At 58.3% G+C, this 16,195-nt stretch carries 18 protein-coding genes and 1 pseudogene; 11 read left to right on the top strand and 8 right to left on the bottom strand.

The annotated features are described in order from the left end of the window. Window positions 1-200: 200 nt before the first annotated feature. Entirely contained in the window at window positions 201-323 is a 123-nt protein-coding gene (locus tag ACKLKD_RS13610) for a small membrane protein (protein WP_042929916.1), read from the bottom strand. A 489-nt stretch (window positions 324-812) separates the two neighbouring features. Between ACKLKD_RS13610 and ACKLKD_RS13605 the strand changes: the two genes are divergently transcribed. After that, window positions 813-1,064: a hypothetical protein gene (locus ACKLKD_RS13605; protein WP_080896786.1), complete on the top strand. Its 252-nt coding sequence runs from the start codon at window positions 813-815 to the stop codon at window positions 1,062-1,064. 51 nt (window positions 1,065-1,115) lie between these two features. Here ACKLKD_RS13605 and yncL read toward each other — a convergent pair whose 3' ends face one another. After that, window positions 1,116-1,208: a stress response membrane protein YncL gene (gene yncL / locus ACKLKD_RS13600; protein WP_071993330.1), complete on the bottom strand. Its 93-nt coding sequence runs from the start codon at window positions 1,206-1,208 to the stop codon at window positions 1,116-1,118. 195 nt (window positions 1,209-1,403) lie between these two features. Between yncL and ACKLKD_RS13595 the strand changes: the two genes are divergently transcribed. Together ACKLKD_RS13595 and ACKLKD_RS13590 are read left to right on the top strand one after the other, a co-directional pair. Continuing rightward, window positions 1,404-1,577 carry a GhoT/OrtT family toxin gene (locus ACKLKD_RS13595; protein WP_004202771.1) on the top strand — a complete coding sequence of 58 codons (174 nt, stop codon included), beginning with the start codon at window positions 1,404-1,406 and terminating at the stop codon, window positions 1,575-1,577. Between the two features lie 88 nt (window positions 1,578-1,665). Beyond that, a complete protein-coding gene (locus ACKLKD_RS13590; protein ID WP_025714527.1) occupies window positions 1,666-2,415 on the top strand; it encodes an alpha/beta fold hydrolase in 750 nt (249 codons plus the stop codon). A gap of 13 nt (window positions 2,416-2,428) precedes the next feature. On the opposite strand, the gene ACKLKD_RS13585 is transcribed toward ACKLKD_RS13590, so the two are convergent. Further along, on the bottom strand, window positions 2,429-3,862 hold the full coding sequence (locus tag ACKLKD_RS13585; RefSeq protein WP_080896787.1) for an aldehyde dehydrogenase: 1,434 nt from the start codon (window positions 3,860-3,862) through the stop codon (window positions 2,429-2,431). Between the two features lie 269 nt (window positions 3,863-4,131). On the opposite strand from ACKLKD_RS13585, the gene ACKLKD_RS13580 reads away from it, so the two are divergent. Further along, window positions 4,132-5,730: an ABC transporter substrate-binding protein gene (locus tag ACKLKD_RS13580; protein WP_080896788.1), complete on the top strand. Its 1,599-nt coding sequence runs from the start codon at window positions 4,132-4,134 to the stop codon at window positions 5,728-5,730. 16 nt (window positions 5,731-5,746) lie between these two features. After that, window positions 5,747-5,980, top strand: coding sequence for a YdcY family protein (locus tag ACKLKD_RS13575; protein WP_025714524.1), 234 nt, complete (start codon window positions 5,747-5,749; stop codon window positions 5,978-5,980). 8 nt (window positions 5,981-5,988) lie between these two features. Here ACKLKD_RS13575 and ACKLKD_RS13570 read toward each other — a convergent pair whose 3' ends face one another. Continuing rightward, the gene (locus ACKLKD_RS13570) at window positions 5,989-6,438 is read right to left on the bottom strand and encodes a DMT family transporter (RefSeq protein WP_025714523.1); all 450 of its coding nucleotides are present in this window, start codon (window positions 6,436-6,438) and stop codon (window positions 5,989-5,991) included. Beyond that, the gene (locus tag ACKLKD_RS13565; protein ID WP_080896789.1) at window positions 6,435-6,953 is read right to left on the bottom strand and encodes a GNAT family N-acetyltransferase; all 519 of its coding nucleotides are present in this window, start codon (window positions 6,951-6,953) and stop codon (window positions 6,435-6,437) included. Before ACKLKD_RS13565 ends, ACKLKD_RS13570 begins: the two co-directional genes overlap by 4 nt. A 162-nt stretch (window positions 6,954-7,115) precedes the next feature. Between ACKLKD_RS13565 and ACKLKD_RS13560 the strand changes: the two genes are divergently transcribed. Both ACKLKD_RS13560 and ACKLKD_RS13555 read left to right on the top strand, forming a co-directional pair. Next, a complete protein-coding gene (locus tag ACKLKD_RS13560) occupies window positions 7,116-7,697 on the top strand; it encodes a helix-turn-helix domain-containing protein (protein WP_025714521.1) in 582 nt (193 codons plus the stop codon). A 65-nt stretch (window positions 7,698-7,762) separates the two neighbouring features. Continuing rightward, window positions 7,763-8,800 carry an NADP-dependent oxidoreductase gene (locus ACKLKD_RS13555; RefSeq protein ID WP_080896790.1) on the top strand — a complete coding sequence of 346 codons (1,038 nt, stop codon included), beginning with the start codon at window positions 7,763-7,765 and terminating at the stop codon, window positions 8,798-8,800. A 60-nt stretch (window positions 8,801-8,860) separates the two neighbouring features. Here the strand turns inward: ACKLKD_RS13555 and rihA are convergent, their stop codons facing one another. Next, a complete protein-coding gene (gene rihA, locus ACKLKD_RS13550) occupies window positions 8,861-9,796 on the bottom strand; it encodes a pyrimidine-specific ribonucleoside hydrolase RihA (RefSeq protein WP_080924112.1) in 936 nt (311 codons plus the stop codon). On the opposite strand from rihA, the pseudogene ACKLKD_RS13545 reads away from it, so the two are divergent. Together ACKLKD_RS13545 and ACKLKD_RS13540 are read left to right on the top strand one after the other, a co-directional pair. Next, window positions 9,758-9,981: pseudogene (locus ACKLKD_RS13545) on the top strand (hypothetical protein). The gene rihA and the pseudogene ACKLKD_RS13545 overlap by 39 nt on opposite strands. A gap of 86 nt (window positions 9,982-10,067) precedes the next feature. Beyond that, entirely contained in the window at window positions 10,068-10,367 is a 300-nt protein-coding gene (locus ACKLKD_RS13540) for a DUF406 domain-containing protein (protein WP_025714929.1), read from the top strand. A gap of 98 nt (window positions 10,368-10,465) precedes the next feature. On the opposite strand, the gene ACKLKD_RS13535 is transcribed toward ACKLKD_RS13540, so the two are convergent. Then, a complete protein-coding gene (locus ACKLKD_RS13535) occupies window positions 10,466-12,172 on the bottom strand; it encodes an amidohydrolase (protein WP_080896791.1) in 1,707 nt (568 codons plus the stop codon). A 197-nt stretch (window positions 12,173-12,369) separates the two neighbouring features. Continuing rightward, window positions 12,370-14,475 (bottom strand): TonB-dependent receptor PqqU, encoded by a 2,106-nt coding sequence (pqqU, locus tag ACKLKD_RS13530; protein WP_080924110.1) that lies wholly within the window; start codon window positions 14,473-14,475, stop codon window positions 12,370-12,372. 258 nt (window positions 14,476-14,733) lie between these two features. On the opposite strand from pqqU, the gene ACKLKD_RS13525 reads away from it, so the two are divergent. Next, window positions 14,734-15,795: a YncE family protein gene (locus tag ACKLKD_RS13525; RefSeq protein WP_080896793.1), complete on the top strand. Its 1,062-nt coding sequence runs from the start codon at window positions 14,734-14,736 to the stop codon at window positions 15,793-15,795. A gap of 171 nt (window positions 15,796-15,966) precedes the next feature. Then, window positions 15,967-16,188 carry a YgdI/YgdR family lipoprotein gene (locus tag ACKLKD_RS13520; RefSeq protein WP_025712668.1) on the top strand — a complete coding sequence of 74 codons (222 nt, stop codon included), beginning with the start codon at window positions 15,967-15,969 and terminating at the stop codon, window positions 16,186-16,188. The last annotated feature ends 7 nt before the right edge of the window (window positions 16,189-16,195 follow it).

Genomic DNA, 16,195 nt, shown 5'->3' with positions numbered 1-16,195 from the left:
CATCGTGAGTGCCGGAGATAAGCGCCGGATGGGGACCGCCAATCACCCTGGGCCCACAGCGCCCGGCGGGTGGGGCGGGAACATCGCTATTCGCGAACAAATATCGGCCCCTGCCTGCTGGCAGGGGCTTTTTTGTATCCGTAGTTGCGGTAGAAGGGCTGAGGCCTCGATGGAGCAGAGCGGCATCACATCGTTGCCTTTCAGTGCCGGTTTTTTTTACTCGGCAAGCTGGCGCTGCGCCGATCCCGTATATAGGAAATAAGATTATACACCGCCGCGATCAGCAGGATCAGCGCGATGACCAGCGTGATGATTCCGGACATATCCACCTCGAATTTATCAAGCGCCGTAGCGCAAAAACATTACCAATAGTTATGAATGTAAGTATTATCTCAGGGCAAGGCAAATGATATTTATTGTCATTTAGCGCCTTCTGTCGCGCATATTTGCCGCAAAAAAGCGTGAAGGGTTTATGTTACAACGGCTTGAATCTAGCCTTTCTCCGGTTAAGGATCTGCCGGGCGGGGGAATAATCGCACCATTAGTCAACTTTTCGGGCGCCATTACCTCGCGGTCGACATAAGCGTCGGGATATTTTAATTGTCGGTTGTCGCCGGTCGTGGGTTGCCGAAATCTATTTCGGGATTAATAATAAGGTTTTTATATTAGCGGTCCTTGCAGGATATTTGTTCTCACTCTCGCATATTCCATCGCTGAGGCCGAAATGCCGCCCGCAGCGCCGCCAGGTTTGACTTTACAACATCCGTCATGCGATCATTTACCGCATATTAGATTTTAACGTTGATGTGGCTGTGAAAATTTTTGCTTTTATTTTATTGGCTATCGGCATCCTGACGCTGAGCTATGGTAATGCCCCGGCGAAACGTATCCAGAGCTGTGAGAACACCGGCGTGGAGCAGGCCGTTTGCGCCGCCGCCGAATGGGATAGTGAAAACGTTAATGTTCTGCCGCGCTATAACCCCAGTTTGAATAAGGAAATAGCGGCCGGGCCGTTAGCCCCCACCGCTCGGCAGCAAAATATCGATTCTGTTGTTCGCGCGTAAAAAAGCAGCCCTGGAGGCTGCTTTTTTAGGTTTCGTTGCTGAGTAAAATGATTAAAACCAGCCAAATCTTACGGACAGCAGGCTGATAAGCGCAAACGCGGCGCAGACATTAATCAGAATGACGGTTTTACTGGAGACATCCATAACGCCACCTTAATGAGTAAGTCCCTAAAGGTATAGTACGGCGCCTGCGGTTGCGCTATCGGATTAAGACGAATCAGGCTTTATTCTGAATATTCAGCCTGTTTCTGAAATTGTTATACAGGTATCTCTGAATCACGACGTCATGGCAGATAATCATTCCACCATGGAACGCCCCTCAGGGAAGGAAGGACAAGAATGACGTTATATCAAAAAATGCTGGTGTTTTACGCCATTATGGGCGTGATATGCGCCGTGATTAGCTGGTTTTTAACCAAAGAGAGCTGGGTGATCCGTTTGCTGGCTGCGCTATTGATCGGGGCGACCTGGCCGTTCAGTTTCCCGATGGCGCTGCTGGTCTCGCTGTTTTAACCTTCTGGCCGCTGCGGGCAGAAAAGGGTAGCGGAAAGGGTAAGGTTACTGTATAAAAAACCAGTAACCTTATCATGGAGGCATGCAGGTGAACGGTTTCTTTTCGTCCGCTGCTGGCGCCACGCTGCGCTGGTTCGATCTCCCGGGAGAGGGCCTTCCGGTGGTATTTATCCACGGCCTCGGCTGTGCGTCATCTTACGATTATCCCCGCGTTGTCAGCGATCCCGCCCTGGGCGGGCGGCGCAAAATACTCATCGATCTGCCGGGTTTTGGCTACAGTGACAAACCGCAGGGATTTAGTTACAACATACATGATCAGGCTGTCGTCGTGGAGCAGCTCCTCAGCCACCTGCGCCTGCAGCGCTTCGCGCTGTTCGGGCATAGCATGGGCGGAAGTGTTGCCATCGAAGCGGCGGGGCTGCTGGGCGAGCGGGTGACCACGCTGCTGGTCTCCGAACCAAACCTGTTTGCCGGCGGCGGCGAATACAGCAGGCGCATTGCGGCGCAATCCGAAGCGGCTTTTATCGCCGAAGGCTATGCCAGGCTGCTGGCTGAAGAGCGCTCACCGTGGGCCGGCTGTTTGCAAAACAGCGCGCCCTGGGCCGTCTGGCGGGCCGCCAGCAGCCTGATACGTGGCAGCGACACGCCCTGGTTTACCCAGCTCTGTCGGTTACGCTGTCAGAAACGACTGATTGTCGGCGAGCTGTCGCTGCCTTATGCCGATATCGACCTGATGCAGGCGCAAGGCATCCCGGTCGGGATTGTGCCCCACGCGGGGCACTCGATGGCGTGGGAAAACCCGGAGGGGCTGGCGCAGCTTATCGCCAGCCACGGTTAAGGGAATACCGGCGTCAGAAAGGAAGTTCGCGGGGCTGGGTCTGGAGGGTTATCCAGCGCAGCTCGGTGAACTCCGCGATACCGGCCCGGCCACCGAAGCGGCCATAGCCGGAGGCTTTGCAGCCGCCAAACGGCATTTGCGCCTCATCGTGAACCGTTGGGCCATTGATATGGCAAATGCCGGTCTGCAGGCGTTGCGCCACGTTCCACGCTCTGGCGCTGTCACGGCTGTAGACCGCCGCGGACAACCCATATTCGCTGTCGTTGGCTACGGTCAGCGCCTCTTCCTCGTTATTGACGCGAATAATCGCTTTTACCGGCCCGAAGGACTCTTCGCGCCACAATCGCATCTCCTGTGTGACACCGTCCAGTAAGGTTGGAGCCATGTAAGTATCGCTGGCTTTCCCGCCGGTTAACAGACGAGCGCCTTTGGCTAACGCGTCGTCGATTAATGCATTGCAGCGGGTAATGGTGTTCATATCGACTACCGGGCCCGTGAGGCTGATGGGCAGGGCGGCGGCGCGTTTGGCCAGCAACGGAATAAAGGTTTCCGCCACGGCGTTGTCAACAATAATGCGTTCGGTGGACATACAGATCTGCCCGGCGTTGGCGAAGGCGCCAAAAATGGCCCCAGCCGCGGCTTGCTCGATATCGGCATCGTCCAGCACCAGCAGCGGCGCCTTACCGCCGAGTTCCAGTACCGCTGGCTTGAGATGTTGCCCGCAGGTGCGGGCGATAATCCGCCCCACCGGCGTGGAGCCGGTAAAGTTAACCCGCCGTACCGCCGGATGGGCAATGAGCGACTCCACCAGCGCCGGGGCATCCTCAGGCGCGCAGGTAAGGTAGTTGACCACGCCCGGCGGGAAGCCCGCTGCGTCAAGAGCGTCAATAATCAGTCCCTGTGTGGCTGGCGACAGCTCGGCGCCCTTAAGGATCACCGTGTTGCCGCAGGCCAACGGCGTCGCCAGCGCCCGGGTGGCGAGGATCAGCGGTGCGTTCCACGGCGCCATGCCCAGCACCACGCCGGCCCCCTGGCGGACGCCCATCGCCAGGTTTCCCGGCACGTTAGAGGGGATGATCTGTCCTTCAATCTGGGTGGTGAGGGCTGCCGCCTCCCGCAGAATATCCGCTGCCAGATGGACGTTAAACCCCGCCCAATGGGCGGTCGCGCCGGTCTCTGCCGCCATAGCGGCGATAAATTTAGCCTCGCGCAACAGCATATGTTCCGCCGCGTCGAGCAGTAAGCGACGCCGTTCCGCCGGGGGCGTATCACGCCAGCGTGGGAAGGCGCTGGCCGCGGCTTCGACGCAGCGTTTAGCGTCGGCGAGGCTGGCGGCAGCGGCCACCGAGGCCACATCGTCGTGGGCAGGGTGGCGGCGGGTAAAGGTGCGGCGGCTTTCGGCATCGTGCCACTGGCCGTTAAGGTACAGATTGCAGGTGATTGTCATAATGGAAACCTCTTGTTCTGCGGTTTTCCCAGTGTACCGGGCGGCACTGACGGTAAGCGTGAGCCGGGCGGTTATCGCACAATTTTTTGCAGGAATTCAGAGCGGCTCACACCCACCCGGCGCTGTCTGGCGGAAAAAACAGCGCGATGCCGATAAAAACAACACATTCAGCGTGATTAGCATAAGGTGATAGCCATTGATTATTTGCCCGGGGCGAGGGGCTGTGCTGTTATTACGCTTCTTATAATCAATAATCAGGACTTATAACCATGTCTACAGGGAAAACCACGCTGGCGCTGCTGCTGAGCGCACTGCTGCCGGCCGGCGCTGCATGGGCCGCAGGCAATGACACACTGGTCTACTGCTCAGAGGCCTCCCCGGAGTCCTTCAATCCGCAGATCGCCAGCTCCGGCCCGTCGTTCGTCGCCAGCTCGCAGGTACTGTATAACCGTCTGGTCACTTTTGACCCGGTGAAGAACACACCGATTCCGTCGCTGGCCACCGAGTGGCACGTCTCTGAGGATGGCAAAACCTGGACCTTTACTCTGCGTCAGGGGGTAAAGTTCAACAGCAATAAATTCTTCAAACCGACCCGTGATTTTAACGCCGACGACGTCCTGTTCTCCGTGCTGCGCCAGATGGATCCCCAACATCCTTATCACAAGGTGTCGCAGGGGAACTATGAGTACTTCCACGACGTGGGCCTCGATAAGCTGATTAAGTCGGTGAAAAAGGTGGATGATTACCACGTTCAGTTCGAACTCAACGAGCCGAACGCGGCGTTTCTTGCCGACTGGGGCATGGACTTCGCCTCTATTCTGTCGGCGGAGTATGGTGAGGCGATGCTGAAGAAAGGGACGCCAGAGAACGTCGATAACTGGCCGGTCGGTACCGGGCCGTATGCGCTTCAGCAGTACAAAGTCGATTCACAAATCCGTTATATCGCCAATCCCCACTACTGGGAAGGCGAGGTACCAACCAAGCACCTGATCTTCTCCATTACGCCGAACGTCGAGACCCGTCTGGCAAAACTGCAGACCAACGAGTGCCAGATTATTCCTGCGCCTTCGCCGGTACAGTTCCCGGTGATTAAGGGCAATAACGATCTGGCGCTGCATGCGGTCGAGGCGCTGAACGTCGGCTATCTGGCGTTTAATACCGAGAAAAAACCGTTTGATAATGTGCTGGTACGCCAGGCGTTAAACTATGCCACCGACAAGCAGGCGATCGTCAAGGCGGTATTCCTTGATTCCGGCAGCGTAGCGAAATCACCGATCCCATCGGCGATGCTTGGATATAAGAAGGATCTCCCTGACTACGACTACGATCCGCAGAAAGCGAAAGCGCTGCTCAAGCAGGCGGGTCTGGAGCAAGGAGCGGAAGTGACCCTGTGGTCGATGCCGGTCCAACGTCCGTACAACCCGAACTCGAAGCGGATCGCCGAAATGATCCAAAACGACTGGGCTAAAGTGGGCGTCAAAGCGAAGATTGTCAGCTACGAATGGGGCGAATACCTTGCCGGTATGCGCAAAGGGGAGCACGACAGCGCCCTGTATGGCTGGATGTCGGACAACGGCGACCCGGACAACTTTGCCGGCACGCTGCTCAGCTGTGATAATATCCAGACCGGCTCCAACGCCGCCCGCTGGTGCAATAAGTCCTATGACGCGCTGGTGAAGAAAGCGCTGCTGGTGAGCGATCCGCAGGCGCGTGCCAAACTCTATGAACAGGCGCAGGAGATCTTCTACCAGCAGGCGCCGTGGATCACCCTGGCGACCGGCAAGACCTTCTATGCCACCCGCAGCAACGTCAGCGGCTACACTGTGAGCATGATGGGAAGTGATTTTTCCAAAGCGAAACTGAATTAAGCGAAAGGAGAACAGGATGGCACATCTGGATGAGGTTATTGTCAACGTTGATAATACCATTGCCGAGGGCGTTATCGCTCATATGAATGAGCTGCTGATCGCCCTGAGCGATGATGCGCAGCTCAGTCGTGAGGAACGCTATACCCAGCAGCAGCGTCTGCGCACCGCCATTGCCCATCATGGGCGACAGCATCAGGAAGAGCAGGACGCGCGCCGCGAGCAGTTGACCAAAGGCGGCGCGATCCTCTGAAGATGCGCTCAGAACTGGCGTCTGGCCACCAGCCAGGCGCCGACCACCAGCATCACCGCCCCGCATAACGGTCCGATGAGCGCCCGCACTGGCACGCCGTGGGCGCGAACTAAATCCATGATCAGGCCGCCCACCAGCTGGCTGGCCACCAGTACCGCAATGGTCGTCGCGGCGCCAACGTTTTGATAGCCGCTAATGCTGGCGAAGACGAAAAAGGAGCCCAGCAGGCCGGGGATCAGCGTCCACCACTTCACGCTCTGGGCCAGTTCCTGAAATCCGGGGATGCCCTGGCGCAGCAGCAGCAAGGTTACGAAAATAACAATCCCCACCAGCGAATTGAGCAGCATGGCGATCAGGATCGTCGATGACGACTGGGTGATGCGCACCATCAGCGTGTTCTGCACCACCAGGCCAACGCCGGCGGCGATCAGGCAGGTGAGGGTGAGCGACGCATTCATGCCTTGCCGTCCGGTTCCTGACGCTCGTCAAGCTGCAGCTGCATAAAGGTCAGATCCAGCCAGCGGCCAAATTTGGTGCCCACCTGCGGCATCTGTCCGGTGGTGATAAAGCCCAGCGTTTCATGCAGATGTAGCGAAGCGTGGTTTTGCGACTCGATGCCAGCAACCATCACATGTTTATTTAGCCGTCGCGCTTCGGCGATCAAGGCGACCAGCAGTTGGCGACCCAGTCCTTTTCCCTGATGATCCGGGTGAACGTACACCGAATGCTCTACGGTGTGGCGAAAGCCGTCAAACGCGCGCCAGTCGCCAAAGGAGGAGTAGCCGGTAATGACGCCGTCTTCCTCGCTCACCAGTACCGGAAAGCCTGCCAGCTGGCGGGCCTCATACCACGCGATGCGGTTGTCGGTATCCACGGTTTTATCATTCCAGATGGCGGCGGTATGGACGACGGCATGGTTATAGATCTCGGCGATCGCCGCGCAGTCATCTTTAATGGCAGGGCGAATGGTCATAGCAAACCTCAGTTTTCTGTACACTATAGTAGTACGTTATTATTACAATAATGAACGTCATGCTGTCATCCGTTTTCAGCAGAAATTTTACTGATAACCCCGTCCTGTCGCGGACTGCGCGGCGGTTGTGCAAAGGACGGTCGCCTACTATAGTGTTACGTTATGAATACTATAGAAGACAACCTCAATCAGCGCATCAGCGCGCGTATCCGCATCGAGCGCGAATCCCGCGGCTGGTCGCTGAACGACCTCGCGGAACGGGCCGGCGCCTCGCGGGCGATGATCCATAAAATCGAGCGCGGCGAAAGCAGTCCGACAGCCTCGATGCTGGGTCGGCTTTCCGGCGCCTTCGGCATCAGTATGTCGACCCTGATCGCCCGTGCGGAAATGCAGGAAGGCAAGCTGTTGCGCTTTGCCAGCCAGCCGGTATGGCACGACCCGCAAAGCCACTATCTGCGCCGCCACGTTTCGCCGCGCAGCGATCTGCCCATCGATCTGGTGCAGATTGAGCTGCCGCCCGGCAGCGATGTACCCATGCCGGCGGCGTCCTATGCTCTGGCCCGCCAGCTGATCTGGCTCCAGCAGGGCGAGCTGGTGTTCGTCGAAGGCAATACCCGCCATGAGATGCAGGCAGGAGATTGTCTGGAGCTTGGTCCGCCAAACGACTGTCGCTTTATTAATGAATCCGCGGCGACCTGCGTCTATCTGGTGGTTCGTCTTAATCAATCGCCATCCGGCTCTTAATGTTAAAGCGTAATGCGCATAAAGCAGCTAGCCTCAGTACAGTCTGCTAACAAGAGGAGTTTGCTATGACAGATCAACCGCAACGCCATCGCCGCTGGGTCCTGGCTTCCCGTCCCCATGGTGAACCGACGGCAGAGAATTTCCGCCTGGAAGAGAGCGAGGTGCCGACGCCAGGCCCGGGCCAGGTGCTGCTGCGTACCGTTTATTTATCGCTCGACCCGTATATGCGCGGGCGCATGAGCGACGCGCCGTCCTATTCGCCGCCGGTGGCTATCGGCGCGGTGATGGTCGGGGGAACGGTGAGCCGCGTGGTCAGCTCAAATCATGCCGATTATCAGCCCGGCGACTGGGTACTGGGCTACAGCGGCTGGCAGGATTATGAACTCTCCGACGGCAGCGGACTGGTGAAGCTGGGGGACAATCCGCAACACCCGTCCTGGTCGCTGGGAGTCCTGGGGATGCCGGGCTTCACTGCTTATATGGGATTACTGGATATTGGCCAGCCGAAGGCGGGCGAAACGCTGGTGGTCGCCGCGGCCACCGGGCCGGTGGGCGCCACGGTCGGACAGATCGGCAACATTAAGGGCTGCCGCACCGTCGGCATCGCTGGCGGCGCGGAGAAATGTCGCTATGCGGTTGAGACGTTAGGCTTTGATGTCTGCCTTGACCATCGTGCGGATGATTTCGCCGAACAGCTGGCCCAGGCCTGCCCGCAGGGCATTGACGTTTATTATGAAAACGTCGGGGGCAAGGTTTTTGACGCGGTGCTGCCGCTGCTGAATACCGCCGCGCGGGTACCGGTCTGCGGGCTGGTAAGCGGCTATAACGCTACCGGTCTGCCGGACGGGCCGGATCGTCTGCCGCTACTGATGGCGACCATCCTCAAAAAGCGCATCCGGATGCAGGGCTTTATTATCGGCCAGGATTACGGGCATCGGATCGCCGAATTCCAGCAGCAGATGGGGCGCTGGGTGCAGGAGGGGAAAATCAAATATCGTGAGCAGCAGATAGATGGCCTGGAGCAGGCGCCGCAGGCGCTGATCGGCCTGTTAAAAGGTGAGAACTTCGGTAAGGTAGTGATCCGCGTCGCGGCGGACGATTAGCCTGGCGGGTAACGCGGCAATTGCCCCTTTCCCCGGCGGGGAGAGGGGCAGGTAACGCTATCAGGCATAAAAGGTTAACCGCTGGGCGAGCAGATCGACAAACGCCTCGCGGTCCACATCCAGCATCAGGGTGGTATTGGGCGGGTTGCCGGTCAGATGATAGTAATCGACCACCGTCATTCCCTGGGTATAGTGTCCTTGCGTTTCCACGCCGACCCAGCGCTCAATAGTGGTAAAGATCTCCGGCTTGAGGAGCCAGGCGATGGTGCAGGGATCGTGCAGCGGCGCGCCGTCAAAGCCCCATTTTTCATCTTTGTGGTAGGCCATAAAGAAGTCGAGCAGCTCGGCGACAATGGTCGACACAGGATTGCCAATCTGGCGGAATCGCTCGATATCGGCGGGAAGGATTTGCGCCCGATGCGTAACATCCAGCCCCGCCATAACCACCGGGATCCCGGACTGAAAGACCATCTCCGCCGCCTGCGGATCAACGTAAATATTAAACTCCGCTGCCGGCTGCCAGTTGCCCAGCCCCATCGCACCCCCCATGATCACGATGCGGGCAATCTTCGCGTGCAGCTCCGGGTGGCTGGCGAGCAGCAGGGCGACGTTGGTCTGCGGCCCGGTGGCCACCAGGGTCACCGGCTCCTGGCTCTCGCGCAGCACCCTGGCCATCAGCTCGACGGCAGTGCAGTTTTGCGGCGCAAAGGCCGGATCCGGCAGATTCGGACCATCCAGTCCGCTTTCCCCGTGCACGTTATCGGCGATGATCAGATCGCGCATCAACGGCTTCCACGCGCCGCCAGCCACCGGGATATCCGGCCGGTTCAGCAGCGTCAGCATACGCAGCACGTTGCGCAGGGTCTTGTCCGGCGTCTGGTTGCCCGCGGAAGCGGTGACGGCTTTGACCTCCAGCTCCGGCGAGGCGAGGGCAAGAACCAGGGCGATCGCGTCATCATGTCCCGGATCGCAATCAATCATAATCGGCAGTGCCATAGCAGCTCCTTGTTGGCGATGTTCTGTGACCAGACTAACGCTGCGAGTCGAGGCAGACGAGATGGTGTGCAGAATAGTGTGATGGTGAGCACGATTGGGGCGATAGCGTCGCGCGACCCTGCGGAACCATGATGCTCCGCCTTGCGGTGGCGCAAGATGGTTCCCGGCGCGGCGCGATATACTAGAAAAATTGCTAATCCTTACGGATATTAATGGTTTGCTTTTCGGCGAGCGGATTCTTATCCTTAAGAAAACTCGAGAGGTTATTACGATGAAAGATGTAGTAGATAAATGCAGCACCAAAGGCTGCGCCATTGATGTCGGTACCATCATTGATAACGAGGACTGCGTCTACCGGGCTGAGAAAATGTTCCCGAGCCGCGAGGAAGCAGAATCCACGGTTGCCGCCGTTCGCGAACGTGCCGCCGCCGCGGCGCCGGCCAGTGAACCGCCGCAGGTCGATTACACCATTGCCGCCGCTGGCGACGCGGTGAAACTGGACCTCTCCATCGCCTTCTCCTGCCAGGCGGAGAAGATCATTTTCGAATTGTCCCTAAGAAATCTGCTTTAATTCGCTCCCGTAGCGGAAGAACGTTGCCCCTGACGGGCAGTCGCCTTCCGCTGGTGCAGCCCGCTGCCCGCCCGGCGACCTGCGCCGGGTGAGCGCGGTTAGTCTTGAAAGACGATGTTTCCGGCAACCATGGTCATCACCACGCGACTGTCGCCAATTTCCTCATGGGCAACGGCGAAAATATCGCGATCCAGCACCTGAAAATCAGCGACTTTGCCGATCTCAATTGAGCCGCGTACCGTTTCTTTGCCTTCCTGACAGGCCGCATTGATGGTGTACATCCGCACGCCATCCGCCACGCTAATCGCCAGCTCCGGGCGAATAACCTTGCCGCTGGACGATGATTTGCGGGTGACGGCAGCCTGAACCATTTTGCGCCAGTTCACCAGCGCCATAATGCCATCTGACCCGCCGGCGACGATGACCCCAAGGTCGATGATATCCCGCAGTCCTTTGCAGATTTCCCCCTTGATGCCACAGTAGCGGGCACGTTGTTCGTAGTCATACGCCGGGCCGCCGGGTGAGGGTTGTTCGGATAGCAGGATGCCGTATTTTGCCGCCGTCACGAAATCTTGCCGATCGCCCATGGAGCCATGCAGCACATAATGCCGCCGACTCCCCCCCGGATAGCGCTGAATCGCCTGCACGAAGCTGTTAACCGTGGCCTTTACCGCCTTATCGCCGACCGCGTGGACAGCCACCTGAAAACCGCGCTGGTGAGCCAGCAGGATCATCTGCTGTAGCGCCTCAGCTTGTTCTTCCTCGGTTGCCCCGGGGCCACCAAACACCGAGCGTCCGCGATATCCCGGCCGGTCGGCGTAATCCTGATTCATCCACGCCGTGTGCGACGTGGGTACGCCATCGCAGAACAGCTTTATGGTCCGGCAATCCAGCCAGCCCCGGTCGGTGAACAGAGAGAAATCAAAGCTATCCAGATCGCGCTTCAGAGTGGCGCAGGACTGAACGCCCCGCTCGGCGGAGTAAAAGGCTATGGATACCCGGGCGGTGAGTTTCCCTTCATCCTGCAGTTCACGGTACGCGGCGATGGCACGATCCCCCGCGGCGCCCACCTCGCGCGTGTTTTCCCCCGGCCCCATCGCGCCTTCGGTGTAGCTGGCGTAGCCTTCACTGTTCATCAGGCGCTGGGCTGCCAGAAGGTTCTCTTTGAGGGCCGCTACGGTCAGACGCGGCATTGTGCCGGATGCCAGATGCAGGGCGGGCAGGTCGATGAAATTACCGTCCAGTTCGCCACTGGCCGTTCGTCCCAGATGTCCGCCGAGGGGATCTGGCGTGCTGGCGTCAAGACCGGAGAGCGCCAGCGCCCGGCTGTTGATGATACAGGAGTGACCGTCCCACAGGGCGAGCAGGGTGGGATGATCGGTCGTGACATCGTCAATATCCCAGCGCGTCAGGGAGCGCTGCTCGGCCGCGCACTCCTCAATCGCATTCGGATCCAGTCCACAGACGCGGAGCCACTCTCCGGCCGGAGTGCGCGCTGCCTGGTCGCGCAGTCTTTCCCGCAGTTCGGCCAGGGAACGCACGTCCTGGCAGTTCAGACAATGCCAGCTGTCAGCGAGCCAGCCGATATGGATATGAGAGTCATGCGCGGCGGGTAAAATGAGTTTGCCCTCAAGGTCAATGACCTGCGTCTGGGGACCAATATGCTGCTGAATCTCCTGGTCTTCACCCACGTTAATAATCCATCCCTGCTTTACGGCGATGGCCCGCTTAAAACTAAAATGTGCGTCCACCGTGGCGACCTTGCCGTTAATCAATACGCAGTCCGCATAAACGACATTATCCATTTATTCCTCCCTGTCGGATGAAAATACCGATCACTATAAATAGTCATCATGGTGATTATATGATTGCTATCTGACTACGAAGGGGATGGAGTGTCAAGCGCGGGTGGTTGGCGGTGTCAGCCTGGCGGTGGAAGAGACGATAAGGAAAAGCGCTGCGCCCGCCGATAGCGAGAGCCATCGGCGGGCGCAGGGGCGTGTTATTCGAAGCGCCAGGCGAGGTTCAGGCCGATGCCGTAGTTGCGTCCCGGTGCAGGTTCGTAGTAGCGTCCGTTGGACTCGTTAACGATGACAGAGCCGACGTACTCCCGGTCGAACAGGTTGTCGACGCGACCGAACAGATCCATATCCATTTTGCCATAACTCCATTTATAGCCGGTCGTCAGGCCAACCACCGTCCAGGAGGGGGCTTTGGCGGTGTTTTCGTCATTGGCCATGATGTCGCTCATATAGCGAATATCGCTGCCGGCATACCAACCTTGCTCCGGCTGATAGCCGAAAGAGGCGTAGCCCATATTGCGCGCGATCCCCGGAATACGGTTGCCGTTGCAGCTGGCATCATCGCAGACGTTAGTGCGATAGGTCGCGTCCAGCCAGGTCCAGGCCGCCTTCAGACGCCAGCTCTCGCCAAACTGCTGATCCAGTCCCAGTTCCATCCCCTGACGACGGGTCTTGCCGGCGTTTTTATAACTGGTGCGCCCGCCGCTACTGCTGTCGACCACGATCTCATTATCGGTATTGGTCTGGAACAGGGCGGCGGTGAACAGCCCATTGCCGATCCGCGTCTTGCTACCGATCTCCACCGTGTCGTTGGTGGAGGGCTTCAGGCCGAAGTTAAGGCCGCTCTGGTTATCGGAGCGGTAGGAGAGTTCGTTAATGGTCGGCGTCTCGAAGCCGCGGCCGGCGGAGAGGTAGACGTTCCACGCGTCGGTCAGGGCATATTTCAGCGAGCCTGCGGGCAGCCATTTGTGATAGCTGGCATCGCCGCTGTCATCGCCATTGCCCGGCGTGATGTAGTAGTCATTTGAATCGAACCATACTGAGCTGTAGCGAACCCCGGCATCGAGCGAGAGTTTTTCCGTTAATTGCCACTGGGTCTGCAGGTAGGGATCGACGTTCCACATCAGGTTGCGTTCGTTACGGCGCAGCGCGCCCTGTTCGCCATACTGCGGCGCGCCGTTGACCATCACAAAGTTTTCATACCCTTTGCGCCGCTCGCTCATGTTCTCGTAGTCGAGCCCGGCGGTCAGGGTGACGGGCACCAGCAGCTCTCCGCGATGGGTCAGCCGGGTATCGATCCCCTGGTAGTGGCGGGTAAGGTCGATCACCCCGCCGGCATGGCTCGGCTTCAGCTGCGGCGCGCGGGGAATGGACTGGAACTGGGTGGTTTCACGTTCCCCGGCGTACATCATAACGCTGAGATCGTCCTGGGCGCTGAGCTGGCGCTCATAGCGCAGGCCGGCCTGGGTCTGCCGGGTGTTTTTGCGGGTATTGTATTCGTCGCCGCGCGGTGACTGGCGCGGGTTATCGCGCCATTCGTCGGCGGTTAAGCCGCCAGCGTCATTGGCTTTGATGTCCACGCTGTTCAGCAGCAGGGTCAGCTTACTGACGTCGTTGATGCGCACCCCCAGCCGGGCGTTCGCCAGATTTTTGCGCGCGCCGCTGTGATCGCGATAGCCATGGGTGGTAAAGCGATTGGTTGAAACCGTGTAATCCACATCGCCTGCATGGCTGCCGTCGCCAACGGCGCCAGTGGCTTTCAGTCCGTAGTGCCAGGTGCCGAAGCTGCCATAGTAGCTGCTGGCTTCCACGGTGGGCGGCTGGGCGCCGGTCTGGCTGGTGACGTTGATCACCCCGCCGGACGAGTTACCGTACAGGGCAGAGAAGGGGCCGCGCAGCACCTCAATGGTGTCAACGCTGCCGATATCGATATTCGAGGTCTGCCCCTGGCCATCGGGCATGGTCGCCGGAATGCCATCCACATAGATGCGCAGCCCGCGCACGCCGTAGGTTGAGCGGGAGCCAAAGCCGCGGATCGACAGCTGTAGATCCTGGGCATAGTTTTGCCGGTTCTGCACCTGCAGGCCCGGTACGGCGCCCAGCGATTCAGAGAGATTAACGCGCGGCGCGGCCTGGCGCATTTCATCCCCATTGACCACGCTGACGGCGGCGGGGGTATCCAGCTCAGAAACCGTGGTTGGCGCGGCGGTCACCACCATGGTTTGTTCATCTGCGGCCTGGGCCGCGGCAATCAGCGGTAGCAGCAGCGCCGGCAGGGCGGCGTGACGCACGGACAGGATTTTCATCGATAATACTCAGAGACGAACCAAATGGAACATATGTATATATGTTACCTCGTTTGTAAAATATTTGAAAATTATTAACTGCCGTTGGTTAACGGATAGTGCTTCTTGCTGATGAATTTACCGAACAACAACAATTAGCGCTCCACTTTGATATAAATAATGATTACTATTCGCATTCAAAAATCAAGGTAAAGCCAGGACTTTACCGCCGGAAGCGATGTCGGGTCAGCACATACTGGTTTATCAAAGGGAGTCGTCATGTCACTACGTCATTTTGCCGCGCCGCGTCTGCGCCATTCACTGTTATTCACCTCTCTGCTGCTGGCGGGCAGCTTTAGCGCCCACGCCGCAGAAGAGATGCTGCGTAAGGCCGTGGGGAAAGGGGCCTATGAAATGGCCTACAGCCAGCAGGAGAATGCCCTGTGGGTTGCCACGTCGCAGAGCCGTTCGCTGGACAAGGGCGGTATTGTTTATCGTCTTGACCCTAACACCCTGGATGTGACGCAGATTATTCACAACGATCTGAAGCCGTTCGGCGCCACTATCAACCATGCCACCGGCACGCTGTGGTTTGGTAATACCGTCGACAGCACTGTCACCGCTATTGACGCCAAAACCGGGGCAGTGAAGGGGCGGCTGGTGCTTGACGAGCGTCAGCGCAGCGAAACCGTGCGCCCGCTGCAGCCGCGCGAGCTGGCCGTGAACGAGCAGACCAACACGGTCTACATTACCGGTCTGGGCAAAGAGAGCGTGATTTGGGTGGTGGATGGCGCGACCCTGAAGCTGAAAACAACCATTACCGGCACCGGCGCGATGGCCACGGGTCTGGCGATCGATCCGCAGGCTAAGCGTCTCTATGCCACCAATGCCGACGGCGAACTGCTGACCATCGACAGCGAGAGCAATACCATTGTGTCGCGCAAGAAATTGCAGGATGACGGTAAAGCGCATTTCTATCTTAACCTGAGCCTGGATACCGCTGGTCACCGTGCTTTTATTACCGACAGCAAGCAGCCGGAGGTACTGGTGGTCGATACCCGCGACGGCAAGGTGCTGGAGAAAATTGCCGCGCCGGAATCACTGGCGGTGCTGTTTAACCCGGTGCGTAATGAAGCCTACGTGACGCACCGCAAGGCCGGAGAAGTCAGCGTTATCGACGGTAAGCGCTATAAAGTGGTGAAGACCTTTAAAACGCCGACTCACCCCAACAGCCTGGCGCTCTCCGAGGACGGCAAAACGCTGTACGTCAGCGTGAAACAGGCGTCCAGCCGCGAAAAAGAAGCTACCGCACCGGACGACGTGATCCGCATCGCGCTGTAAGGCGCCCGGGCGCGACGCCGATCGGTTCATGGTCGTCGCGCCCGGCATCCTGGCGGGCCGGGACAGGCACCTCACCCTCTGTTACAAACGCGTATTGGCCTGATAAACCTGATGGTTATACACTTACCCCTTTCCCGCCAGGCGCGGGCAGTAGTAATCAGTGGAGATAAAATGAAAAAACCATTTATGGTACTTTGCGCAGGCGCCATGCTGGCGCTGCTGGCAGGCTGTACGTCCAACTACGTGATGACCACCAAAAGCGGTCAGACGATTGTCACCCACGGCAAGCCGCAGCTGGATGAAGATACAGGGATGACCAGCTATATCGATGAGTCGGGTAATAAGCGGGAAATTAACAGCAGCGATGTCTCGCAGCTGGTTGAAGATAATTAAGTTCTGA

Source organism: Klebsiella sp. 10982, assembly GCF_048589245.1.
GTDB classification, from domain to species: domain Bacteria; phylum Pseudomonadota; class Gammaproteobacteria; order Enterobacterales; family Enterobacteriaceae; genus Klebsiella; species Klebsiella quasivariicola.
Note: the sequence above shows the minus strand (reverse complement) of the source record. Positions and strands in the feature narration are given on the sequence as shown.